This window comes from Nonomuraea montanisoli, assembly GCF_013363975.1.
Taxonomy (GTDB): Bacteria; Actinomycetota; Actinomycetes; order Streptosporangiales; family Streptosporangiaceae; genus Nonomuraea; species Nonomuraea montanisoli.
In genome coordinates this window covers 86,866-109,968 of record NZ_JABWGN010000009.1, presented here as the reverse complement: position 1 = coordinate 109,968, position 23,103 = coordinate 86,866, and the positions used below count along the sequence as shown (strand labels likewise).

The window sequence follows — 23,103 nt, the reverse complement described above, 5'->3', positions numbered from 1 at the left end:
GTGGCGGGTCAGACGCCGCGGCAGGGGGTGCGTTCGGGGCCGAGCTCCAGCCTCTTGCGCAGGGAGTTGAAGTTCTGCGCGTTCGAACGGGGACAGAACCGGCTGACGGGCAGCGCGTACTCGACCTGGAACACCGCCTTGCCGGCCTGGACGAACTGGTCGTAGCCGTACGCGCCGTCGTTCTGCGCGGTGGTGCACTCGTCGTTGGACCAGCACTCCTCGTTGAGCGCGAAGTCGAAGTACGGCAGGAGGCGCGGGATCTGCTCGACGTCGTTCTTGAGCGCGACCGACAGGCCCCGCCGGTGCGCCTCGTTGGCCAGCCAGGCGTTGTAGGCGAGCTGGTCGGAGGCCCTGAGCGGGAAGCCCGTGTCGTTCGAGAAGCCGTCGACGTTGTCCGGCTCGACGGCGTCGAACCCGGCCGCCCCGCACATGTCCAGGCGGGCCTTCATGATCTCGCCGAGCCTGCCGCGGTACTGGCGGATGTCGAGCCGGCGCTCGCCCTCCCAGCCGTCGAGCTCCTTGCCGATCACGGACGCGGGGAACCGCCCGGCGTCGGCACGCCGGTCCTCCACCGAGCCGGCGCTGATGTAGCAGACGACGCCCCGGCCGGGTCTGTCGGCCTTGAGCGCCCTGACGACGGCGCCGTCCCTGGCGTCGAAGCCGTCGATGTCGTACATCTGCACGTCGAGGAACGGGCGGGCGGGCAGGGAGGAGAGCTGCCACTGCCAGCTCGTCCCCAGGGCCCGTTCGCCTCAGGCGCGGGTCCACCCGGTGCAGCCGTACGTCTGGAACGCCTTGTCCGTCGGGGCTATGACGACGGTGGCCGGGCCGCGGGGCATGTCGGCCGCGATGACGTCGGCGGCCCGCGCCGCGGTCCCCCGCAGGCGCGCCCAGTAGCACATGGGCTGGCCCTCGACCGGGCCGGACGTCCGGTAGGTGCCCGGCTGGATGTCCACGCCGACCAGGAGCGTGCGGCGCGCGCCCGCGGGCCCCTCGGCGAGGGCGGTCACGACCGGGCCGGGCAGGGAGGGCGCGGCGGGCGCGCCGGTGGACGTCACGATGGGCACGCCGGTGGACGTCATGGCGGGCGCGCCGGTGGACGTCACGACGGGCACGCCGGTGGACGCTGCTGTGGGCGCGCCGCTGAACGGCGCCGCGCCGGCCGTCGGGACGCCCGCCGTCGGGGCGGTGGCCTGCGGGGCGGTGGCCGGGGGGACCGTGGACTCCGAGGGCGGCTCCATCCGCATCGTCATGCGCGGCACGGGCTCGGCGGCCGTCTCCGTCGCGCCGAACCCCGCGACGAACCCGATGAGGAACCCCACCAGACCGGTCAGCCCCGACACCAGCAGGATGACGACCGGGCTGCTGGAGGCCCGCGGATAGTCCCCCGGGTGGTCAGGTCCGTACATCACCGGACAAGCGTCCCACCCGTGTCAACGGCCGGCCGGGCCGTCACCGGTGGAGGTAGTCGACCAGCGACGCCTTCTCCGTCTCCAGTTCCTCGATCGCGCTCTTGACCACGTCGCCGATGCTCACGATGCCCGCGAGCCGTCCCTCGTCGAGGACCGGCGCGTGCCGGAAACGATGGGTCGTCATCGTCTTGCGCAGCTCGTCGACGTTGTCCGCCATGCTGACGGTCCGCACCTCCGACGTCATGATCGACGAGACGGGGAGTTCGAGGATGTCGGCGCCCCGGTCGTGCAGATGACGCACGATGTCGCGTTCGGACACGATTCCGGTGATCGTGGCGCCGTCGGAGGAGACCACCACGGCGCCGATGTTGTGCTCGGCCAGCGCCGCCAGGAGCTCGCGGACCGTCGCCTCAGGGGGCACGGTCGTCACCTGGCTGCCCTTGTTGCGCAGGATCGTCTTGACGAGCATGTGCACCACCTCGGCTCTCAGGTACCCGCCGGGCGCCGCTGCCAACCGCCCGACCGGGTGTCTACCAGGCAAGCAACCCGGTGGGGACACCGTCAAGGGTTCCCGTAGGCTGCCTGCGTACCCGAGGCCCCTCCGCCGGGAGGGACCGCCCGCCCCCAGCCGTCAGGACCCTCACCCATGACCGAACAGCTCAACACCGGAAGCCACGACCTGCCCGTCACCGAGGCCCTGGCCGCGTTCATGCGCACGGGGTGGGCCGACACCCGGCGCGCCGACGTCGAGCCGCTGCCGGTGGCGCCGTGGGCGGCCAAGCGCCGCGCCGCGCTGGCGGCGCGCTTCCCGGGCGAGCGGCTGGTCGTGCCGTCCGGGACGCTGAGGACGCGCAGCAACGACTGCGACCACCGGTTCCGGCCGCACAGCGCGTACGCGTACCTGACGGGCGCGGGCGAGCCGGACGACGTGCTCGTCGTGGAGCCGTCCGGCGAGGCCACGCTGTACCTCCGGCCGCGCTCGCCGCGCGAGGAGGGCGAGGAGTTCTACCGCGACCGGCGCTACGGCGAGTTCTGGGTGGGCCGGCGGCCCGACCTGGCGGAGGCGGCGCTGCTGTTCCAGATGGAGTGCGCGCACATCCGCGACCTCGACCTCAAGGGCCCGGCCCGGGTGCTGCGCGGCGTGGACGCCCGGATCGACGCGCTGGTGCCGTCCGGCGGGGGCGACGCGGAGCTGGAGTCGTTCCTGTCGGAGATGCGGCTGGTCAAGGACGAGTGGGAGGTCGGCGAGCTGCAGGCGGCCGTGGACGCCACGGCGCGCGGCTTCGAGGACGTGGTGCGCGCCCTGCCGGCGGCGCTCGGCCACCCGCGCGGCGAGCGGTACCTGGAGGGCGTCTTCGGGCTGCGCTCGCGGCTGGAGGGCAACGCGGTGGGCTACGAGAGCATCGTGGCCTCCGGCGCCCACGCCTGCGTGCTCCACTGGATCCGCAACGACGGGCGGCTGCGCGACGGCGACATGCTGCTGCTCGACGCGGGCGTCGAGACGGACACGCTGTACACGGCCGACGTCACGCGCACGCTGCCGCTGTCGGGCCGCTTCGGCACGGTGCAGCGGCAGGTGTACGACCTGGTGTACGAGGCGCAGCAGGCCGCCATCGCGACGCTCCGGCCGGGCGCCCGCTTCCGCGACTTCCACCTGGCGGCCATGCGCGTCATCTCGGAGGGGCTGCGCGACTGGGGGCTGCTGAAGGACCCGGTGGACGCGCTCATGGAGTCCGGGCTGTACCGGCGCTACACGCTGTGCAGCAGCGGCCACATGCTGGGCCTGGACGTCCACGACTGCGCGCGGGCGCGGGCCGAGACGTACCTGGACGGCGTGCTGGAGGAGGGTCAGGTGCTGACCGTCGAGCCGGGCCTGTACCTCCAGCCTGACGACCTCACGCTGCCGGAGGAGTTCCGCGGCCTGGGCGTCCGCATCGAGGACGACCTGGTGATCACGGCGGACGGCGCCCGCCTGATGTCGGACGCGCTGCCGCGCCGGGCGGACGACGTCGAGTCGTGGATGGCGTCGCTGCTGCGCTGAACCACCACCGCGTCACCCGGGGCGGCCGAGGGCCTCGGCGAAGGCCGCGGTCAGGGCGTCCAGAGCCGCCGGGTAGGCGTGTTCGGGCGGGGCGGCGAAGCCGACCAGGACGCCCTGGGGGCGGCCCGTGGCGTCGTGGTGGAGCTCGGTGAGACCGCGCAGGGCGACGCCGCGCCGCGCGCCGGCCGCCAGCAGCCGCTCCTCCGTGGCGCTTCCCAGGGCGCTTCCCAGGGTGCTTCCCGGGGCGAGGGTGAGGAGGGTGTGCAGACCGGCGGGGACCCCGTGCGCGGTGAGGCCCGGGAGCGCCGCGACACGGTCGAGGAGGAGGTGGCGGCGCCTGCGGTAGCGCAGCCGGGCGGCGCGGATGTGGCGGTCGTAGGCGTGGCTGCTGATCAGGTCGGCCAGGACGAGCTGGCCCAGGGTCTCGGTGTAGAGGTCGGCCTCCTGCTTTGCCCGTACCATCGGCGCCACCAGGTGGGGCGGCAGGACCATCCAGGCCAGGCGCAGGGCGGGGCCGAGGGTCTTGGAGACGGTGCCGCAGTAGACGACGTGGTCCGGGGCGGTGCCCTGCAGGGCGCCGACGGGCTGGCGGTCGTAGCGGTATTCGCCATCGTAGTCGTCCTCGACGATCACCGCGCCGCCGGCCCGGGCCCAGGCGGTCAGCGCCTGGCGGCGCCGGGCGTGCAGCGGCACACCGGTCGGGTACTGGTGGGTGGGGGTGAGGAACGCCGCCCCCGTGCCCGCGGTGAGCGCGTCGATCCGGGCGCCGTGGTGGTCGACGGGCAGGGGCAGGACGGTGAGCCCGGCGCGGCGCACGGCGTCGCGGAAGAGGTTGTGGCCCGGGTCCTCGGCGGCGGCCGTACGGGTTCCGGAAGCGGCGAGCACGCGGCTGAGCAGGTTCAGCCCCTGGTAGTAGCCGGAGACGACCACGACGCGGTCCGGGCCGGCGACCACGCCGCGGGTGCGGCCGAGGTAGCCGGCGAGCGCCGTGCGCAGCGCCACGTGGCCCTGCGGGTCGCCGGCGCCGAAGACGTCCGGCCGGGCGGCGGCGAGGACGCGGCGGGTGGCGGCGAGCCAGGCGCGCGTGGGGAAGGCGCTGAGGTCGGGCAGGCCCGGACGCAGGTCATGGCGGGGCGCGGCCGGCGTGCCGGGCGGGCCCGCGGGCGCCGGGACCGGCCGGGGGACGTCGGCGACGGTGGTTCCCGATCCGGCGCGGATCGTCAGGTAGCCCTCCTCGGCGAGCTGGTCGTAGGCGGCGCTGACGGTGCCCCGGGCCAGGCCGAGCTGGTGGGCCAGTCCCCGGGTCGAGGGCAGGCGCGCGCCGGGGGACAGCCGGCCCGTCCTGACCGCGTCGCGCAGGGCGTCCTCCAGGCGGCGGCGCCGCCCGCCCTCCCCACCCAGTTCGACGTGGAGGTCCCAACTGGCCCAATGTTCCGGCATATGACCGGATCTTAATACTGGTCCAGTGGGTCGATAGTGTCCCGTCCAGACGACGGAAGGACGACAGCCATGATCGTGGTGGCCCACCTCAGCGACACCCACATCGACGGGGAGCCCCGCAGCAGCCTGCGCACGCTCAAGGTCGCGGAGTTCCTGAACGACCTGCCGTACGACTTCGACGCGGTCCTGGTCACCGGCGACGTCGCCGACCATGGCCGCGCGGACGAGTACGAGGAGGCGCGCAAGCTGCTCGACCTGCGCCATCCCACGTTCTTCTGCCCGGGCAACCACGACGACCGGGCGGAGTTCCGGCGCGTGCTCCTGGGCGAGGCGCCCGGCGACGGCCCGGTCAACCGGCTCCACCGCACCCCGAAGGCCGTGTTCGCGCTGTGCGACTCGACCATCCCCGGCGAGGACGGCGGCCATCTGGCCGACGAGACCCTCGACTGGCTCGCCGCCGCTCTGGACGAGACGCCCGCCGACGTGCCGGTGTTCGTGGCCTTCCACCACCAGCCGATCGTCCTGCACCACCCCTACCTGGACACCATCGGCCAGCGGGCCCCGGAGCGCCTCGCCGCCCTGGTGGCCGGGCGGCCCAACGTCGCGGCGATCCTGTTCGGCCACTGCCACGCGGCGGTCGCCTCCAGCCTGGGCGGCCGCCCGCTGCGCTCGGCGCCGGGCGTGGTCAACAGCCTGCGGTTGCCGTGGGAGGCGGACCTGGTGGACCCGGACGTCCCGCCGTCCCTGGCCTTCCACATCCTCGACGACGACGGCACCTTCCAGACGACGTACCGGACGGTGCCGTGACCGGCGGACGGCGCCGTCAGGACGGCCGGATGTTGGGATTGAGGTGGAAGACGTTGCCGGGGTCGTAGACCGCCTTCACCGCCGCCAGCCGGGCGTACTTGGCCGCCCCGTACGCGCGGCGCACCCGGTCCGCGTCGGCCTCCACCTGGAAGTTCACGTACGACCCGGCGCCGGTGGCGTGCGGGAGCATCGCCTGCCAGGCGGCCCGCGACCACGCCCGCTCGGCCGGCAGCGCCTCGGGCGACGGGGTCAGCGCCATGAACGACAGCGTGTGGTGCGGCGCGCGCGACCCGCCGTAGGCGGTGGCGGCGTCGTCCATGTCCGAGAACGCCCCGTCGAGCCGGAACGACGGCATGAACGACATCGGCGACGTCTTGCGGGCCGCCTGCTCGTTCAGCGTGGCCGCCGCCTCGGGGCCGATCCCGGTCACGTCCAGCGCCTTCTCGTAGGCGTGGACGCCCCACGGGGCGCTGTCGTCCAGGAACGTCTGCAGCCGCGTGTACGGCATGGCCTCGGCGAACGCGAACAGCGGCCGCAGCGCCTGCGCGGCCCGCTCGGCCGTGGCCGCGTGCTCCTCCGCCGAGCCGAAGCCGGCGATCAGGAGGGCGTGGCCGAGCCGGCCCCGGTGTTCCGGCGGCACGAACGGCAGCGGCGGCGCGGTCAGGCCGCACGCCGTCAGCACCCCGGCGCGCCGGGGCAGCCCGGCGATCGTCTCCTCGGCCGCCGCGAGCGCCTCCGTCCCGCGCTCGATCTCCCAGAACAGGAACGCGACGCGGACCTCCGGCCCGACCGGGTGCAGCCGGAAGGTGAAGCCCGTGACGACGCCGAAGTTGCCGCCCCCGCCCCGCAGGGCCCAGAACAGGTCGGGGTGGTCGCGGGGCGAGGCGTGCACGTACTCGCCTCCCGCCAGCACCACGTCGGCCGACATCAGGTTGTCGGCGGTGAGCCCGTGCGCCCGGGTCAGCCAGCCGAACCCGCCGCCCAGCGTCAGCCCGGCGACGCCGGTGTGGCTGACCGTGCCGCCGGGCGTGGCCAGGCCGTGCGCCTGCGTGGCGGCGTCGAGGTCGGCCCAGGTGGCGCCGCCCTCGCAGACGGCGCGGCGGGTGCCGGGGTCCACGCGGACGCGGCGCAGCGCGCTCAGGTCGAGCATGAGGCCGCCGGAGGTCACGGCGGAGCCGCCGAAGTTGTGGCCGCCGCCGCGTACCGAGAGCTCCAGTTCCTCCTCGCGGGCGAACCTGATCGCCGCCGACACGTCGCCCGGACCGGCGCAGCGGACGATCGCGGCGGGCCGGCGGTCGACGGCGCCGTTCCAGACGGCGCGGGCGGAGTCGTAGAGGACGTCCTGCTCCGTGATCACGCGCCCGGCGCAGCGCTCGCGCAGCGCCTCCAGCTCACGCCTGATCAGCCGAACCATGGCGCACCCCCGGCCGTTCCCCGGAGCTGGGCGGACATCACCCCATCCTAGTTTTCGGGGGATCAGCCGGGTGCCGCCCACCGGTGAAATCCTGGTCATGCGCTCCGGCCCCGGGGTCGTAAGATCGCGAGGGTGACGATCGGCCCCGTGGCGATGGGGGGACGCCCCGACCAGGTGCGCGCCCCCGAGGACTGGCTCACCCCCGTCGAGAGGGAGCGGGCCGCGCGGTTCGCGTTCGACGCCGACCGGGCCGCGTTCGTCGCCGCCCATCTCCTCGTACGGCAGTGCGCGGCCGCCGCTCTCGGCGCCCGCCCGGAGGAGCTGACGCTGGTGCAGCACTGCGACGTCCACGGCCCCGGCCACGGCCGGCCGTCGATCGAGCAGGCGCCCTCGCTCGGCGTCAGCCTCAGCCACACGCGCGGCTACGTCTGCGCGGCGGCGGGCGACGGCCGGGTGGGCGCGGACGCGGAGCGCGTGCCGTCGGGCCCGTTCGACGCGACGCTGGCGGAGATCGCGCTGACGCCCGCCGAACGCCGGAGCGTCACCGGCAACGACGCGCTGATCCGCCTGTGGGCCCGCAAGGAGGCGCTGATCAAGCGGGGCGAGCTGGCGCTGGACCGGATGCGCGCCGCCGAGATCGACTGGACGGGGCGCCACGTGCTCGAATGGACGGCCGAGGGGGACGTCGTGGTGGCCGTCGTCACAGATACGGCCTGCCGCCGGGTGCCCGTTCCCCGATAAGCCCTGGTGATCATGCTCGTCGTGGGCGTCGCCCGCGTCGTGGCCGCCGGCCGGCCCGGCGGTCGCCGGGGTGGCATCACTCAGCGTGCGCTAGATTGGAGATCATGAGCGCGCCCCGCTGGCTTTCCCCCGCCGAGCAGCGTGCCTGGCGCACCCAGCTGGCCCTGCACAAGCTGCTCATGCACCGGCTCGACCGTGAGCTGCAGGAACACTCACTGTCCGTGAACGACTACGAGATCCTGGTCAACCTCTCGGAGAGCCCGGGCCGGCGCATGCGCATGAGCGATCTGGCCGACGCCACGATCCAGTCGCGCAGCCGCCTGTCCCACCAGATCTCCCGCATGGAGGCCAAGGGCCTGGTGGCCCGCGAGGAGTGCCGCGACGACCGGCGCGGCACGTTCGCGGTGCTGACCGACGAGGGCTGGGAGACCATCCAGCGCGTGGCGCCCCACCACGTGGCCAGCGTGCGCGAGCACTTCATCGACCGGCTCACCGACGACCAGCTCGACGCGCTGGAGCAGGCGTACCGGCCGATCGTCGAGCACCTGAAGAAACTGCGCTGACGGGGGCCCGGAGGGGCGCCGACACCCAACCGATACCGGCGAGCCGCGCGCTCGGATCCGGCCGCTCGCTACGATCCGCTCATGCTGAGAAAGCTGCTGCTCGTCGTTCTTGTCGCGCTCGTGTCGGCCTGTTCGTCGGGTGGCGGCGCGGAGCTGCCCGCCGGCCCCGACCTGATGAAGAAGGCGTCGGAGGCCATGAAGACGGTCAAGTCGGCCTCGTTCTCCATCACCACCGAGGGCAAGCCGAAGGTGCCGCTGAAGCAGGCCGACGGCCGCCTCACCGCCGCCGGCGACGCCGACGGGACGATCAGCCTGGAGGTGCTCGGCAGCCTCCAGGAGATCACGTTCGCGCTGGTCGGCGACACCGTCCACTTCAAGGGGCCGACCGGCGGGTTCCAGAGGCTCACCCGCAAGGAGCTGGCGCAGCTCTACGACCCCTCGCTCATCCTGAGCCCCGACAAGGGGGTTCCCCAGTTGCTCGCCACCGCCGGCGACCCGCGCGTGGAGGCGGAGGAGAACGGCGCCTACCGGGTCGCGACGACGTTCTCCGGCCCGGTGCTCGGCACGCTGGTGCCGGGCGTCACCCAGGGCGTCAACGGCACCGTCTGGGTGGACAAGGCCACCAGCAGGCTCACCAAGGTGGTGCTGCCGCTGCAGGACGGCACGGTGACGGTCGCCTTCAGCGACTACGACGCGCCGGTCACGATCACGCCGCCGCCCTCGGCGGGATGAGCTGATGGGCCTCCTCCACAGCGGGGAACGGCCGGTGCGGGCGGCCCGGGGGGTCGCCCTGGGGGTCGGCGGCGCGGTGGTGCTGCTCGCCGCGCTCGACGCCTACGTGGTCGTGACCGTGCTCATCGACATCGCCGAGGACATCGGCATCCCGGTCAACCGCCTGGAGCGGGTCACGCCCGTGGTCACCGGGTTCCTGCTGGGGTACGTGGCGGCGATGCCGCTGCTCGGCCGGCTCTCGGACCGGTACGGCCGCAAGCCCCTCATCCACCTCTGCCTGGCGGCGTTCGCGATCGGCTCGGTGCTGACGGCGCTGGCGGCCGGCGAGGTCATGGTGGTCGCCGGCCGGACGATCCAGGGCGTGGCGGGCGGCGCGCTGCTGCCGATCACGATGGCGCTCATCGGCGACCTGTGGGAGGAGCGGGAACGGGCCACCGCGCTGGGCGCCGTGGGCGCGGCGCAGGAACTGGGCAGCGCCCTCGGCCCCCTGTACGGCGGGGCGCTGGCGAAGATCTCCCGGACGTCGTTCCTCGGGGTCGAGCTGGGCGGCTGGCACGCCATCTTCTGGATCAACGTCCCGCTCGCCGTCCTGGCCGCCGTCGCCGTCCAGGTCGCCGTCCCCTCCCCCGGCCGCCTCCCGAAGAACGCCGTCGCCGGTCCGGGGGCCGTCGCGGGTCCGGGGGCCGCGCCGGCCGCCGAGCGGATCGACGGGAAGGGCGGGGCGCTGCTGGCGCTCGCCCTGGCCCTCCTGGTGGCCGGCCTGTACAACCCGGACCCGGCCAAGGCCGTGCTCCCGCCCTGGGGGCTGCCGCTGATCGGGGCCGGCCTGCTCGCGGGCGCGGCGTTCGTCTGGTGGGAGATCCGCTCCCCCGTACGCCTGCTCGACCTGTCCGGCACCCGCAAGGGCCCGCTGCTGGCCACGCTGGGCGTCAGCTTCCTGACCGGCGCGGCGCTCCTCGTGACCATGGTGTTCGTCCAGTTCGCCGCGCAGACGCTGCTGGAGATGGAGGCGCTGGACGCGGCCTGGCAGGTGCTGGGCCGGTTCCTGATCGCGCTGCCCGTGGGCGCCCTGGCGGGCGGGCTGCTGGCGCGCCGGCTGGGCGACCGGATCGTCGCCGTGGCCGGTCTGCTGGTGGCCACGGCCGGCTACGCGCTGATGAGCCGCTGGCCGCTCGACCTGGCCGCCGCCCGGACGCAGATGGACGTCGACCTGGTGATCGCCGGGCTGGGGCTGGGCCTGGTCATCGCCCCGGTGTCGGCGGCCGTGCTGCGCGTGACGCCGGCCGTCCAGCACGGCGTGGCCTCGGCCGCCGTGGTGGTGGCCCGGATGATGGGCATGCTGATCGGCATCGCGGGCGTGTCGGCCTGGGGGTTCTACCGGTTCCAGTCGCTGACGGCGCACCTGGACACGCCGCTGCCGTTCGGCGTCGACCCGGCGGTGTACGCCCGCCGGATGGCGGACTACCTGGCCCGGGTCGACGCCGCGCTGCACCTGGAGTACACCGAGATGTTCCTGGTGACGGCGGTGCTGTGCCTGGTCGGCGCCGCGGCCGCCCTCTTCATGCCCCGACGCGGCGCCTGAGCGCTCATGCCCGGACGCGGCGCCTGAGCGGCGACACGTCAGGGCGAGAGGGGGCGGCCGAGCGGGCGGCGTGTCAGGGCGAGAGGCGGTGCAGGTCGCGCGGGAACAGCGCCGCCTGCCGGATGTTGGGCGCGCCCGTCAGGCGAGCCGTCCAGCGTTCGAGCCCGATGGCGAACCCGCCGTGCGGCGGCATCCCGTGCTCGAACGCCCGCAGGTACCCCTCGTACGGCTCCACCGGCTCGCCCCGGGCGGCCAGCGCGTCCAGGTAGTCCTGGTGGCGGTGCAGCCGCTGCCCGCCCGTCACCAGCTCCAGCCCCCGGAACAGCAGGTCGAACCCGTTGGAGTGGCCGGGCCGCGCCGGGTCGGGATGCGTGTAGAAGGGCCGCTTGGCCATCGGGTAGCCGGTGACGAACAGGAACTCCGACCCGTGCTCGCGCAGCGCCCACTCCGACAGCCACCGCTCCTGCGCCGGTGACAGGTCGGGCTCGCCGTCCTCGCCGCTGAGGCGCTTGGCCTCGGTGAAGTGGACGGCCGGGATCTCGGCCGGCACCTCGGGCAGGGCGGCGTCCAGGGCCTCGACGGCGGTGGCGGCGCGCAGCCGTACCGCCTCCAGCATGCCCGCCAGGGCCTCGCGCAGGACGGCCATCACGTCGCGGTGGTCGCGGACGAACCCCAGCTCGGCGTCCAGGCTCGTGTACTGGGCCAGGTGGCGCACGGTGTCGTGCGGCTCGGCCCGGAACACCGGCCCGACCTCGTAGACCCGTTCGAACACGCCTACCATCGCCTGCTTGAAGAACTGCGGCGACTGGGCGAGGTAGGCGGGCCGGCCGAAGTAGTCGACGGAGAAGACGTTCGCCCCGGACTCGGTGGCCGAGGCGACGAGCTTCGGCGTGTGGATCTCGGTGAACCCGAGCCGGTCGAGCGCCGCCCGGAACCCGGCCACGCTCGCCGCGGAGATCTCCAGCGGCGCCCGCAGCAGCGGGTGGCGCAGGGCGACGGGCGCGTGGTCGAGGACGACCGGCAGCTCGGCCGTCACGACCGGCCGGTAGAGGCCGAACGGCGGCGCCTGGGCGGGCTCCGCCAGCACCTCGATGCGGGGGCCGGTCAGCTCGGCTCCACCGGGCGCCTGCGTGCCGGACCGGACGAGCCCGGTGACCCGGACGACGCTCTCCTCGGCCGGGAGCGCCGTCCCGCGCGGGACGACGACCTGGGACACGCCGCGCCGGTCGCGGACCAGCAGGAAGGACACGGACTTCAGCCGCCGGCGGCGATGGACCCAGCCGGCGATCGTCACTCTCTGGCCGGCGTGCTCCTTGAGCTCCGCCGACAGGACACGAGAGATCATCACAACTCCTCGGAGGATGTGCGTGATCCCTTGGGAGTGCGGGGGAGAAGGGAGCTCCCGGTGCCACCGCACTTTCGCCGCCCCGTGACGGGACGGCCTCGGCGACCCTGTGACGGGGGTCAGGCCGGCGGGGCATTTCCTCCCCGCACTCGGGAGTGTCTTCACCGGGAGGGCGTGGGACCGCCTTCACAGCTGCCGGCGGCTCTCTCGGCCCGCGCGGGTTCCCGGCTACTCGTCTCCGTCAACGCGTTAGCCGTGGATGTTAGCGGCCGACCGGGAGGCGGGGCAACGCGATTAAGGGCGTGGCAGGACCCTGCCACGCCCTTGATCGACCGTCTCCTTGCTCCTTGCGGCTCCCTGCGGCTACTTGCGCTGCTGCGAGGAGGAGGAAGAAGCGCCGCCCTTGCGCTTCTCGCGGATCTTCATGGTCACCTCGATGGGCGACCCGGCGAAGCCGAACTCCTCGCGGATGCGCCGCTCGATGAAGCGCCGGTAGGTCTCCTCCAGCCACCCCGAGGTGAACAGCACGAACTTCGGCGGCTCCACCGACGCCTGGGTGGCGAACAGGATCTTCGGCTGCTTGCCGCCCCGCACCGGCGGCGGAGTCTGCTGCACCAGCTCGGTCAGGAAGGCGTTGAGCCTGGCCGTGGGGACCCGCGTGGACCACGACTCCAGCGCCTTCTCCAGCGCGGGGACGAGCCGCTCCACGTGGCGGCCGGTGCGGGCGGAGATGTTGACCCGCAGCGCCCACGGGGTGCGGACGAGCTGCCGGTCGATCTCCTTCTCCAGGTAGTAGCGGCGGTCCTCGTCCACGAGGTCCCACTTGTTGAACGCCACGACCATGGCCCGGCCCGACTCGATCACCAGGCCGATGATCCGCAGGTCCTGCTCGGTGAGCGGCTCGCTGGCGTCGATCAGGACGACCGCCACCTCCGAGCGGTCCAGCGCGGAGCGGGTGCGCATGGCCGCGTAGAAGTCGGCGCCCTGCAGCTCGCGGTCGCGCCGCCGGATGCCGGCGGTGTCGACGAAGCGCCAGGTGCGGCCGCCCAGCTCGATCAGCTCGTCCACCGGGTCGCGGGTGGTGCCGGCCATCGGGTCGACCAGCACCCGCTCCTCGCCGGCGAGCTTGTTCAGCAGCGACGACTTGCCGACGTTGGGCTTGCCGAGCAGCGCCACCCGGGCCGGGCCGCGCTCGGCGGCGAAGGTCTCGCGCGGCGTCTCGGGCAGCGCGTCGAGCACGACGTCGAGCAGGTCGCCGCTGGAACGGCCGTGCAGGGCCGAGACGGGGTACGGCTCGCCGAGGCCGAGCGACCACAGCGCGGCGGCCTCCAGCTCGAGCTGCTGGTTGTCGACCTTGTTGGCGGCCAGGATGACCGGCTTGCCGGCCTGGCGCAGCACCGAGCCGACGATCTCGTCGGAGTCGGTCGCGCCCACGGTCGCGTCGACCACGAACACGATGACGTCGGCCAGCTCGACCGCGACCTGCGCCTGCTCGGCGATGCGCAGCCCCATGCCGGTGGCGTCGGGGTCCCAGCCGCCGGTGTCGACGACCGTGAAGCGGCGGCCACGCCAGTTGGCCTCGTAGGTCACCCGGTCGCGGGTGACGCCGGGCACATCCTCGACGACCGCCTCGCGGCGGCCGATGATGCGGTTGACCAGCGTGGACTTGCCCACGTTCGGGCGGCCGACGATGGCGACGACGGGCAGCGGACCGCTGTCGTCGTGGTCTTCGGACAATGCGAGGTCGTCGAGATCAGCCTCGACCCAGTCCCCCGTAGACACGTTGTTTCATCCTTAGTGAGTCCCGCACCTGTTCAGGCGCGCTCGTAGTGGTGGCCGGCGGGGCCGCTCCGCGCCGCGGAACCTCCCCGCTCCTCGACCAGTCTCAGCACCTCCGCGATGACCTGCTCCAGGTCGAGCGCGGTGGTGTCGAGCTCGATGGCGCCATCCGCCAGCGAGAGAGGATCGGTCTTGCGCGTCGAGTCGATCTTGTCGCGTCTGGCCAGCTCGGCCTGCTGGGCCTCCACCGTGGTGGCCTCGGCCCCGCCGCCGGCCAGCTCCGCGTGGCGGCGCTGCGCGCGGGCCTCGGCGCTGGCCGTCAGGTAGATCTTGAGCGTGGCGTCGGGCGCGACGACCGTGCCGATGTCACGGCCTTCGACCACGATGCCGCCGTCGCCGATGATCTGCCGCTGCAGGGCCACGAGCCGGGCCCGCACCTCGGGCACGGCCGCGACCTGCGAGACGGCCCCGGTGACCCGGGCGCCCCGGATGGGGCCCGCCACGTCGACGCCGTCGACGTGGATGGACGGGGCGTCGGGGTCGGTGCCGGAGACGATCTCGGGCTCGACGGCCCGCGCCGCGACCGCGTCGGTGTCGGCGGGGTCGACGCCCTGCTCCAGCACCCACCAGGTCATCGCCCTGTACATGGCGCCGGTGTCGAGGTAGCGCAGCCCGAGGGCCTTGGCGACCCCGCGCGACGCGCTCGACTTGCCCGACCCCGAAGGGCCGTCCATGGCGACGACCAGACCGGCCACGGCCTCTCCTTCTCCACGCTGTCCCGCCCCGAACGGGCCCCTGCGGCCCGCAGCGGTCCACGCTGTTCACTCGACCTGAAGAGGCTACCGCCTCACGCCCCTTCCGGTGTCCGCGCGCGCCCCGGCCCGGCCCTCCGCCCCGGCGCGGCGGACGAGTAAGGGAGGGCATTTCGGAAAGGGACCGTACATGGATGAACGGGTGACGGTGGTGGTGGCCACCAGGAACCGGCGGCGCGCGCTGGCCGGGTCCCTCCCCCACCACCCTCGCCCCGTCATCCTCGTCGACAACGGCTCCACCGACGGAAGCCCCGGCTTCGTGCGCCGCCACTTCCCGGACGTCACGGTCGTCGAGGCCGGGCGCAACCTGGGCGCCCCCGCCCGGAACGTGGGCGTGCGCATGGCGGGCACCCCGTACGTGGCCTTCGCCGACGACGACTCCTGGTGGGCGCCCGGCGCGCTGGCCCGCGCCGCCGACGTGCTGGACGCGCACCCGCGCCTGGCCGTGCTGGCGGCACGCGTCCTCGTCGGCCCGCAGGAGCGCCTGGACCCGGTGTGCGAGGAGATGGCCCGCTCGCCGCTCGGCCGTGAGCCGGACCTGCCCGGCCCGAGCGTGCTCGGCTTCCTCGCGTGCGGGGCCGTGGTGCGCGGGGACGCCTTCCTGGAGGCGGGCGGGTTCGACGACGTGATCTTCTTCTTCGGCGAGGAGGAGCGCCTGGCCGTGGACCTGGCCGCCAAGGGCTGGGGGCTCGCCTACGTGGACGACGTCGTGGCGCACCACCACCCGTCGCCGTCCCGCGACCCGCGCGGGCGCAAGGAGCTCGCCACGCGCAACTCCGTGCTCACGGCCGTGCTGCGCCGCCCGTGGAGCGTCGTGGCGCGCCGCTCGCTGGCCGCCCTGCGGCAGGGCCCGAACGGCTGGCGGGGGCTGCGCACGGCCGTCCCGAGGCTGCGGCCGGCGCTGGCGCAGCGGCGCGGGCTGCCCCCGGCGGTCGAACGGGCCCGCCGCCTGCTGGAGGACGGCCGATGACCCCCGCGGTCGAACAGGCTCGCCGCCTGTCGGAGGACGGCCGATGACCCGGACGCCCGGGGGGAGGGCGGCGCGGCGGGCGACCCGCGGGTCGGCGCCGTCGTCATCACGTGGAACCGGCGCGAGGAGGTCCTGCGCTCCGTGGGCCGGAGTCCACCTCACTCGCCCGCCGCAACGTCTCCTGACCCACCCGTTCCCGGCGGGGGTACGGCAGGGCGACTCCGCGTGCCGTGCCGAGACGTACGGGCCGCGGCGGGGTCAGGGGACCTGCCAGCCCCGCTCGTGCAGGGCGCTGGTGAGGACGGAGGCCGCGTCCGGCTGCACCGACACCTCGGCGATGCCCAGCGGCAGGCCCGGCGCGTGCTCCAGCCGCACGTCCTCGACGTTGACCCCGACCTCGTCGCACACCTGGAACAGCTTGGCGAGCTGGCCGGGACGGTCGCCGATGACCACCTGGACCACCACGTAGGAGGAGGCGGGACCGCCGTGCTTGCCCGGGATGCGCCCGTGACCCGCGACGCCCCGCTTGAGGAGCTGGGTGATGTCGGTCGACGCGGTGCCGTCGCCCCCGGCCAGGGCGCGCAGCGCGGACGCCGCCTCGGCGAGGTCGCGCGAGACGGCCTCCAGCACCTCGGCGACGGGCGCCGCGTTGCCGGACAGGATGCCGAGCCACAGCCCGGGGTCGCCGCCCGCGATCCGGGTGACGTCGCGCACGCCCTGCCCGGCCAGCCCGAGCGCGACCTCGGAGGCGTCGGCCAGGCGCGCGGCCACGGCCGAGGCGGTCACGTGGGGCGCGTGGGAGACCACGGCGACGGCCCGGTCGTGGTCGTCGGCGTCCACCTCGACGGGGTTGGCGCCGCACAGCTCCGCCAGGCGCAGCACCGCCGCCCTGGCCTCCGGGGAGCTCTCGGGGGTGGGGCACAGCGCCCACGGCCGCCCGAGGAACAGGTCGGCCCGCGCCGCCCCGGGGCCGGACTTCTCCCGCCCGGCCAGCGGGTGCGAGGCGACGTACGCGCCCAGGTCACAGCCCAGGCGGCGGGCCTCGTCGATGGGCAGGGCCTTGACGCTGGCCACGTCGGTGTAGTGGGTGGCGGCGCCGGCCCGCTGGAGGGCGAGCAGCTCGGTGGCGACGTGCGCGGGCGGCACCGCGATCACCGCGAGGTCCGCCCGATCGCCGCCGACGTGCCACTCCTCGCCGGCGCCCAGCTCCCGGGCCAGGCGCATCGCGCCCTGGTCGCGGTCGGCGAGCAGCACGCGCACCCCCTGCCCGCGCAGCGCCAGCGCCATGGAGGTGCCGATGAGGCCGGTGCCGACGACGAGCACGGTGCGCAGTTCGGAGGCCATGTCGATGTCCTGGGTCGAGGTCCTGGTCGAGGTCTGGGTGATCCGGGCCGGGTGGACGGGCGCCGCTACTGGGCGATGTCCTGGCGCAGGGCCACGGCGCCGCGCAGGTAGACGTGCTGGATCTCCGAGCGCGGCTTGTCGGTCTCGACGTGCGCCATGAGCCGCACCACGCGCGGCAGCGCGCCCGGCACGTCGATCTCGGTGCAGCAGATGAGCGGCACCTCGTGGAAGCCCAGCTTACGCGCCGCCAGCGCCGGGAACTCCGACGTCAGGTCGGGTGTGGCGGTGAACAGCACGCTGATCACGTCGTCGGTGGTGAGCTGGTTGCGCTCCATCAGCGTGGCGACGAGCTCCGTCGTGCCCTCGATGATGGCGGCACGGTCATCGGAGTCCACCTGGATCGCGCCGCGGATCGCCCGCACCATGGTGATCTGTCCCCTCTGATAAGCGGTGGAGCCCGTGCGGACCTCCGCACGGGCTCCTGCGTTCTGATCAGATTACAGCTTAACGGCCGAGTAAAGCTCACCGACTTCGTGCAGGGTGAGCGCGCGGACGGTGCCGGGCTTGGTCCGGCCGAGCTTGACCGGCCCGAACTCGATCCTGGCCAGGTCGATGACCCGGTGGCCGGCCTCCTCCAGCAGGCGCCGCACCACGTGCTTGCGGCCCTCGTGCAGCACGACCTCGACCAGCGCCTGCTGGCCGTGCTCCTGCACGATCTTGAAGTCGTCCACCTTGACCAGGCCGTCCTCCAGCTCGACGCCCTGCCGCAGCCTGCGGCCCAGGTCGCGCGGGATGGGACCCGGCACCTTGGCCCAGTACTTCTTCTGCACGCCGTAGCTGGGGTGGGTCAGCCGGTTGGCCAGCTCGCCGTCGTTGGTGAGCAGCAGCAGGCCCTCGGTCTCGGTGTCGAGCCGGCCCACGTGGAACAGGCGCGGGGCCAGTTCCTCGACGTAGTCGGCCAGGCACGGGCGGCCCTGGGGGTCGCTCATGGTGGACACGACGCCGATGGGCTTGTTCAGGGCGTAGTAGACGAGGTCGGGAGCGGTCGGGATGCGCTTGCCGTCGACGTGGATGACCTGCGTGGCGGGATCGACCTTGGCGCCGAACCTGCGTACGACCTGGCCGTTCACGGTGACGCGGCCGTCGCCGATCATCTCCTCGCAGGCGCGGCGGCTGGCCACACCCGCCTGGGCGAGGACCTTCTGCAGGCGTACGCCGTCGGGGACCTCGGTGGTGTCGCGCTCGTCGGTGTAGCCCTCGGGGTAGAAGTCGCGGTCGCGCAGCGGCTGGCGGGCCGTCTTGAACCGGTCGCGGGGGGCCTCGCCGCCGCGGCCGGCCGTCTGCGCGCCGCCCGCGGGCCGCGCGCCCCGGCCGGTGCCGGAGCCGCCGTACGCGCCGGAACCGCCGTAGCCGTCACGCCGCGGACCGCCGCCCGCGGACGAGGGGCGGCCTCCGGAGGGGCGGCCGATGGTCTGGACGCCGTCGCGGCGGGAGCCGCGCGGCTCGTCACGGCGGCCGTAGCGGGCACGGCCGGAGCTGGGAGCCTCCTCGCGCCGGCCGCTCCGGTCGGCGCGGAACGAGGAAGAGCCGCCGGGCCGGGACTCGCCGCGGAAGCCGCCGTCACGGTCGTCACGGCGCTCGGAGCGGAACCCGCCGTCGCGGTCGTCACGACGCTCGGGACGGTAGCCGCCGTCACGCCGGTCGGAGCGGAAGCCGCCGTCACGCCGGTCGCTGCGGAAGCCGGAGCGGGAAGCGCCGTCGCGGTCGTCACGACGGTCGGAACGGTGGCCGCCACGGTCGTCGCGGCCGGCCGAGCGGGAGGACGGGCGCTCGTCACGCCGGTCGTCACGGCGCTCCGGGCGGTCGTCACGGCGGTAGCCGCCGCGGTCGTCGGAGCGGTCCGAACGGTAGCCGCCGCGCTCGTCGCGCCGGTCCGGGCGGTCGTCACGACGGTCCTCGCGCCGGTCCGGACGGTCGTCGCGCCGGTCGGAACGGAGGTCGCCCCGGCCGTCGCGCGGACCGGAGCCGGGACCGCGCCGCTCGGAACGGAAACCACCGCGGTCGTCACGACGGTCGTCACGCCGCTCCGGGCGGAAGCCGCCCTCGCGGCCCTCGGAGCGGAAGCCGCCGCGCTCGCCGCCGGAGCGGTCGCGGGAGGCGGAGTCGCCGTACCGGGAGCGGGCGCCGCCGCGGTCGGCACGGAGGGAGTCGCGGCCGGAACCGCCGCGGCTGTCGTCGGAACGGAAGGCGGGACGCCCGCCGCGGCCGCTGGAGCCGCCGGTACGTCCTCGACCGCGTCCATCACCGGACGGGGTGCTGCGCCTGTTGATCACTTTGTCGTCTCCTCGAGGTTCTCCACGTCGTCCGGGAGGAACGGAGCCAGCTCGGGGAGCTCGCTGAGGTCCTTCAGTCCCAGACGTTCAAGGAAGTATGAGCTTGTCCGGTAGAGCACTGCCTGGCTCTCCGGGTCGGTGCCGGCCTCCTCGACCAGCCCCCGCGCGACGAGCGTCCGCATGACGCCGTCGCTGTTCACGCCGCGGACCGCGGCGACGCGGGCGCGGCTCACCGGTTGCCGGTAGGCCACGACCGCGAGTGTTTCCAGCGCGGCCTGGGTGAGCCGCGTCTGCTGGCCGTCGCGGACGAACCGCTCGACCAGCGGTGCGCAGTCGGCACGCGTGTAGTAACGCCAGCCTCCCGCGACTTCCCTCAGATCGAAACCACGCCGGGCTTCGGTGTATTCCGCCGCCAGCGATCTGAGAGCGGCGGCCACCTCGTGGGTGGGGCGTTCGAGCACCTGGGCCAGCGTCACCTCGGGGACGGGGACGTCCACGACCATGAGGATGGCTTCGAGCGCCGCGTGGAGGTCGGGCGCGGGCGTGGCCTCGTCCTCCGGCTCGTCCAGGGACTCCTCCAGCGCCTCCGCCGGGTCGGCGATCGGCTCTGGCTCGGGCTCAGGCACCCGCGCGGCTTCGGGCGCCGGCTCGGGCTCGGGCGCCGGCTCGGGCTCGGGCTCGGGCGTCGTAGAGGGGTCGCGGGCCGAAGAGGGCTCGGAGGCGTCGGGAGTGGTCGGCCGGGTTTCGTCGGCGGCCAGGGAGCCCGGCAGGGTCATCCAGGCCGGCAGCGTCGTCTCCGGCGACCTGCGCGGCTGTGGCGGCGCGTCGGCGGCGTGGTCGCCCGCCGACCCGCCGAAGCGGTCCCCCGCCGGCCCGCCGGGGTGGTCACCCGGGTGATCGTCCACGCGCTCGCCGGGGCGGTCGTCACTCATCAGCAGCCTTCTCCGCCTTCTCCGCGCTGAGCGCGCTCTCCTCGTAGTCGTCGCCCACCGCGACGTCGCCCTCGTCGCTGCCCGTCCAGGTGACGTGCAGGTCGCCCAGCGGCTCGACCTGATCGAAGCTGACCGCCGCCTCGCGGAACAGCTCCAGGACGGCGAGGAAACGGGCGATGACCTCGAAGGTGCCGTCACAGTCGGCGACCAGGGCCCGGAAGGTGGCCCGGCGCATGCGCCTGAGGCGCTGGACCAGGATAGCGGCTTGCTCGCGGACGCTGGCCAGCGGCTGGTAGATGTGGCCGACGGCGACCGTGGGCGGCGCCTTCGGGGTGAACGCCCTGGCCGCGATCTTCGCGAGCTGTTCGGGGCCGATGCCGAGGATCAGCTCCGGCAGCAGGTCGGCGAAGCGCGGCTCCATCGGCACGGCGCGGGGGTAGCGCAGCGCCTCGTCGGCCATCCGTCCCGCGAAGACCTTCGCGACCTCCTTGTACGCCTTGTACTGCAGCAGCCGGGCGAACAGCAGGTCGCGGGCCTCCAGCAGCGCCAGGTCCTCCTCGTCCTCGACCTCGCCGCTGGGCAGCAGCCGGGCCGCCTTCAGGTCGAGCAGGGTGGCCGCGACCAGCAGGAAGTGACTGGTCTGGTCGAGGTCCCACTCGGGGCCGCGCGAGCGGATGTAGGAGATGAACTCGTCGGTGACCTTGGAGAGGGACACCTCGGTGATGTCGAGCTTGTGCTTGGCGATCAGCCCGAGCAGCAGGTCGAACGGTCCTTCGAAGACGTCGAGGTGGACCTGGAACCCGGTCTTGCCGGCCTGCTCCTCGTCCTGGACGGCGCTCCCCCGCTCTGGCGTCACCTGGCCATTGTGGCAGGCGCCGGCCAGCGCGAGAGCACTTCGCGGGCCAGCTCACGGTAGGCGCTGGCGCCGAGGGAGGACGGGTCGAAGGTGGTGATCGGCTCACCGGCGACCGTCGCGTCGGGGAAGCGGACGGTGCGGTTGATCACGGTGTGGAACACCTTGTCGCCGAACGCCTCGACGACGCGGGCCAGCACCTCACGGCCGTGCAGGGTGCGGGCGTCGTACATGGTCGCCAGCAGCCCCTCGATCTCCAGCTCGTCGTTGAGGCGCTCCTGGACCTTGGAGATGGTGTCCATGAGCAGGGCGACGCCGCGCAGCGCGAAGAACTCGCACTCCAGCGGCACCATGACGCCGTGGGCGCAGGTGAGCGCGTTGATGGTGAGCAGGCCGAGCGACGGCTGGCAGTCGATGAGGCAGACGTCGTAGTGCGGCAGCAGCGGCTTGAGGACGCGGCCGAGCACCTGCTCGCGGGCGACCTCGGTGACGAGCTGGACCTCGGCGGCCGACAGGTCGATGTTGCTGGGCAGCAGGTCGAGGCCCTCGACGCCGGTCTCCAGCAGCACGTCCTCGGCGGTGACGTTGCGCTCCATCAGCAGGTTGTAGACCGTGAGGTCGAGCTGGAGCGGGTTGATGCCGAGCCCGACGGACAGGGCGCCCTGCGGGTCGAAGTCGACGAGCAGGACCTTGAGGCCGTACTCGACGAGCGCGGCGCCCAGGTTGATGGTGGTCGTGGTCTTGCCGACCCCGCCCTTCTGGTTGACCATCGCGACGACGCGGGCCGGCCCGTGCACCTCCGGCGGCACGGGTTCAGGGAACACCGGCCGAGGGCGCCGGGTGGGGCCCAGGTTCACGCCGGTGGAGGGCGTGTCGGTCTTCGTGTCACCCCAGGGGTTGTCGGGGGTCCCCGGGGTCGAACCGTTGGTCGTCACAGTCACCAGCTCGAACCTCCCTGACGATCCCGAACCGGACCGTCCGGACGGACACTATGGCGTCATTACTAAACGCGGCAAGGCGGCACGCCGAACCGTGGCACGCCGCAAAAGACTATAGATCACTGCCGGGCGCGGGGGTGCGCGGCGGCGTACACCTCACGGAGCTTGTCGACCGTGACCAGGGTGTAGACCTGGGTGGTCGTCACCGAGGCGTGGCCGAGCAGCTCCTGGACCACCCTAACGTCGGCGCCGCCGTCGAGGAGGTGGGTTGCGAAGGAATGGCGGAGAACGTGCGGGGATATCCCGTGGAGTCCGGCTCGTTCGGCGGCGGCCTGGAGCACCTCCCAGGCGCCCTGGCGGGTCAGGCGCCCGCCGCGCGCGTTGAGGAACACCGCGGGCGTGCCCCGGCCGTGGGCGAGCAGGCCGGGCCGGGCCCTGACGAGGTAGGCGTCGAGCGCCGAGCGGGCGTAGCGGCCGAGCGGGACGACGCGGGTGCGGCCGCCCTTGCCGCGCAGCCGCACCTGGTCCTCCTCCAGGTCGTCGACGGCCAGGCCGACGGCCTCCGAGATGCGCGCGCCCGTGCCGTACAGGACCTCCAGCAGGGCGCGGTTGCGGAGGGTCAGCGGCGCGCCGTCGGGGCCGGAGGCGGCGATGAGCCGCTCGACCTGGTCGACGGCGATCGCCTTGGGCAGCCTGCGGAGCTGGCGCGGCGGGCGCACCTGGTGGGCCGGGTCGTGGGCGGTGACGCCCTCGCGCAGCGCGAAGCGGTGCAGCCCGCGTACGGCGGACACCGCCCGCGCGGCCGAGCTGGCCACGAGGGCGGGGTGCTCGCCGTCGCCCTCGCGCAGCGCGGCGAGGAAGCCGAGGACGTCGTCCTCGCCGACCTCGCCGAGCGTGGCGCGCCCGCGCGAGCGCAGGTGCTGGACGTACCGGCTCAGGTCACGGCGGTAGGAGGCCAGGGTGTTGGCAGCCAGGCCCCGCTCCACCGCCAGATGGGCGAGGTAGCTGGAGAGCACCGCCTCCACGACTCGGTCCTTCCGTCACACGCTGGGGCCGTCACGCCCA

Annotated in this window: 22 protein-coding genes; 7 read left to right on the top strand and 15 right to left on the bottom strand. The window is 74.0% G+C overall.

The annotated features are described in order from the left end of the window. Positions 1–8: 8 nt before the first annotated feature. Genes HTZ77_RS23775 through HTZ77_RS23765 form a run of 3 tightly spaced genes read right to left on the bottom strand, consistent with a single transcriptional unit; the run spans position 9 to position 1,881 of the window. Positions 9–740, bottom strand: coding sequence for an endo alpha-1,4 polygalactosaminidase (locus HTZ77_RS23775; protein WP_175592180.1), 732 nt, complete (start codon positions 738–740; stop codon positions 9–11). Positions 741–752: 12 nt separating this feature from the next. Further along, entirely contained in the window at positions 753–1,412 is a 660-nt protein-coding gene (locus HTZ77_RS23770; RefSeq protein ID WP_175591886.1) for a hypothetical protein, read from the bottom strand. 40 nt (positions 1,413–1,452) lie between these two features. Next, on the bottom strand, positions 1,453–1,881 hold the full coding sequence (locus HTZ77_RS23765) for a CBS domain-containing protein (protein WP_175591885.1): 429 nt from the start codon (positions 1,879–1,881) through the stop codon (positions 1,453–1,455). 177 nt (positions 1,882–2,058) lie between these two features. On the opposite strand from HTZ77_RS23765, the gene HTZ77_RS23760 reads away from it, so the two are divergent. After that, positions 2,059–3,453, top strand: a complete 1,395-nt coding sequence (locus HTZ77_RS23760) for an aminopeptidase P family protein (protein WP_175591884.1) — start codon at positions 2,059–2,061, stop codon at positions 3,451–3,453. Positions 3,454–3,465: 12 nt separating this feature from the next. Here the strand turns inward: HTZ77_RS23760 and pdxR are convergent, their stop codons facing one another. Beyond that, positions 3,466–4,893: a MocR-like pyridoxine biosynthesis transcription factor PdxR gene (pdxR, locus tag HTZ77_RS23755; RefSeq protein WP_175591883.1), complete on the bottom strand. Its 1,428-nt coding sequence runs from the start codon at positions 4,891–4,893 to the stop codon at positions 3,466–3,468. A 69-nt stretch (positions 4,894–4,962) separates the two neighbouring features. Between pdxR and HTZ77_RS23750 the strand changes: the two genes are divergently transcribed. After that, positions 4,963–5,700, top strand: a complete 738-nt coding sequence (locus HTZ77_RS23750) for a metallophosphoesterase (protein WP_175591882.1) — start codon at positions 4,963–4,965, stop codon at positions 5,698–5,700. A gap of 16 nt (positions 5,701–5,716) precedes the next feature. Here the strand turns inward: HTZ77_RS23750 and HTZ77_RS23745 are convergent, their stop codons facing one another. Then, positions 5,717–7,114 carry an FAD-binding oxidoreductase gene (locus HTZ77_RS23745; protein ID WP_175591881.1) on the bottom strand — a complete coding sequence of 466 codons (1,398 nt, stop codon included), beginning with the start codon at positions 7,112–7,114 and terminating at the stop codon, positions 5,717–5,719. A 132-nt stretch (positions 7,115–7,246) separates the two neighbouring features. Here HTZ77_RS23745 and HTZ77_RS23740 point away from each other — a divergent pair, with 132 nt between their 5' ends. The 4 genes from HTZ77_RS23740 to HTZ77_RS23725 all read left to right on the top strand — a co-directional run bounded on the left by HTZ77_RS23740 (position 7,247) and on the right by HTZ77_RS23725 (position 10,732). Next, on the top strand, positions 7,247–7,855 hold the full coding sequence (locus HTZ77_RS23740; RefSeq protein ID WP_328808731.1) for a 4'-phosphopantetheinyl transferase family protein: 609 nt from the start codon (positions 7,247–7,249) through the stop codon (positions 7,853–7,855). Positions 7,856–7,959: 104 nt separating this feature from the next. Continuing rightward, positions 7,960–8,418 (top strand): MarR family winged helix-turn-helix transcriptional regulator, encoded by a 459-nt coding sequence (locus HTZ77_RS23735; RefSeq protein WP_175591880.1) that lies wholly within the window; start codon positions 7,960–7,962, stop codon positions 8,416–8,418. An 81-nt stretch (positions 8,419–8,499) separates the two neighbouring features. Further along, on the top strand, positions 8,500–9,150 hold the full coding sequence (locus HTZ77_RS23730; protein WP_175591879.1) for an LppX_LprAFG lipoprotein: 651 nt from the start codon (positions 8,500–8,502) through the stop codon (positions 9,148–9,150). 4 nt (positions 9,151–9,154) lie between these two features. After that, positions 9,155–10,732 (top strand): MFS transporter, encoded by a 1,578-nt coding sequence (locus HTZ77_RS23725; RefSeq protein WP_175591878.1) that lies wholly within the window; start codon positions 9,155–9,157, stop codon positions 10,730–10,732. A 73-nt stretch (positions 10,733–10,805) separates the two neighbouring features. Here the strand turns inward: HTZ77_RS23725 and aspS are convergent, their stop codons facing one another. From aspS to cmk, 3 genes are all read right to left on the bottom strand, one after another. Beyond that, positions 10,806–12,077: an aspartate--tRNA(Asn) ligase gene (gene aspS / locus HTZ77_RS23720; RefSeq protein ID WP_175591877.1), complete on the bottom strand. Its 1,272-nt coding sequence runs from the start codon at positions 12,075–12,077 to the stop codon at positions 10,806–10,808. Positions 12,078–12,440: 363 nt separating this feature from the next. Next, the gene (der, locus tag HTZ77_RS23715; RefSeq protein ID WP_205303423.1) at positions 12,441–13,814 is read right to left on the bottom strand and encodes a ribosome biogenesis GTPase Der; all 1,374 of its coding nucleotides are present in this window, start codon (positions 13,812–13,814) and stop codon (positions 12,441–12,443) included. A 77-nt stretch (positions 13,815–13,891) separates the two neighbouring features. After that, positions 13,892–14,611, bottom strand: coding sequence for a (d)CMP kinase (gene cmk, locus HTZ77_RS23710; RefSeq protein ID WP_328808730.1), 720 nt, complete (start codon positions 14,609–14,611; stop codon positions 13,892–13,894). A 187-nt stretch (positions 14,612–14,798) separates the two neighbouring features. Here cmk and HTZ77_RS23705 point away from each other — a divergent pair, with 187 nt between their 5' ends. Further along, entirely contained in the window at positions 14,799–15,638 is an 840-nt protein-coding gene (locus HTZ77_RS23705) for a glycosyltransferase family 2 protein (RefSeq protein ID WP_175591875.1), read from the top strand. 258 nt (positions 15,639–15,896) lie between these two features. On the opposite strand, the gene HTZ77_RS23700 is transcribed toward HTZ77_RS23705, so the two are convergent. From HTZ77_RS23700 to HTZ77_RS23670, 7 genes are all read right to left on the bottom strand, one after another. Further along, a complete protein-coding gene (locus HTZ77_RS23700; protein WP_175591874.1) occupies positions 15,897–16,982 on the bottom strand; it encodes a prephenate dehydrogenase in 1,086 nt (361 codons plus the stop codon). Positions 16,983–17,047: 65 nt separating this feature from the next. After that, entirely contained in the window at positions 17,048–17,407 is a 360-nt protein-coding gene (gene aroH / locus HTZ77_RS23695) for a chorismate mutase (protein ID WP_175591873.1), read from the bottom strand. Positions 17,408–17,479: 72 nt separating this feature from the next. After that, the gene (locus HTZ77_RS48320) at positions 17,480–19,315 is read right to left on the bottom strand and encodes a pseudouridine synthase (protein WP_328808729.1); all 1,836 of its coding nucleotides are present in this window, start codon (positions 19,313–19,315) and stop codon (positions 17,480–17,482) included. Continuing rightward, positions 19,312–19,818, bottom strand: coding sequence for an SMC-Scp complex subunit ScpB (gene scpB / locus HTZ77_RS23685; RefSeq protein ID WP_407940547.1), 507 nt, complete (start codon positions 19,816–19,818; stop codon positions 19,312–19,314). Before scpB ends, HTZ77_RS48320 begins: the two co-directional genes overlap by 4 nt. Before the next feature lie 421 nt (positions 19,819–20,239). Next, positions 20,240–21,103 carry a segregation and condensation protein A gene (locus tag HTZ77_RS23680; protein WP_175591872.1) on the bottom strand — a complete coding sequence of 288 codons (864 nt, stop codon included), beginning with the start codon at positions 21,101–21,103 and terminating at the stop codon, positions 20,240–20,242. Further along, positions 21,100–22,041, bottom strand: a complete 942-nt coding sequence (locus tag HTZ77_RS23675) for a ParA family protein (protein WP_175591871.1) — start codon at positions 22,039–22,041, stop codon at positions 21,100–21,102. Before HTZ77_RS23675 ends, HTZ77_RS23680 begins: the two co-directional genes overlap by 4 nt. A 116-nt stretch (positions 22,042–22,157) precedes the next feature. Beyond that, entirely contained in the window at positions 22,158–23,063 is a 906-nt protein-coding gene (locus HTZ77_RS23670) for a site-specific tyrosine recombinase XerD (RefSeq protein WP_175591870.1), read from the bottom strand. Positions 23,064–23,103: the final 40 nt, after the last annotated feature.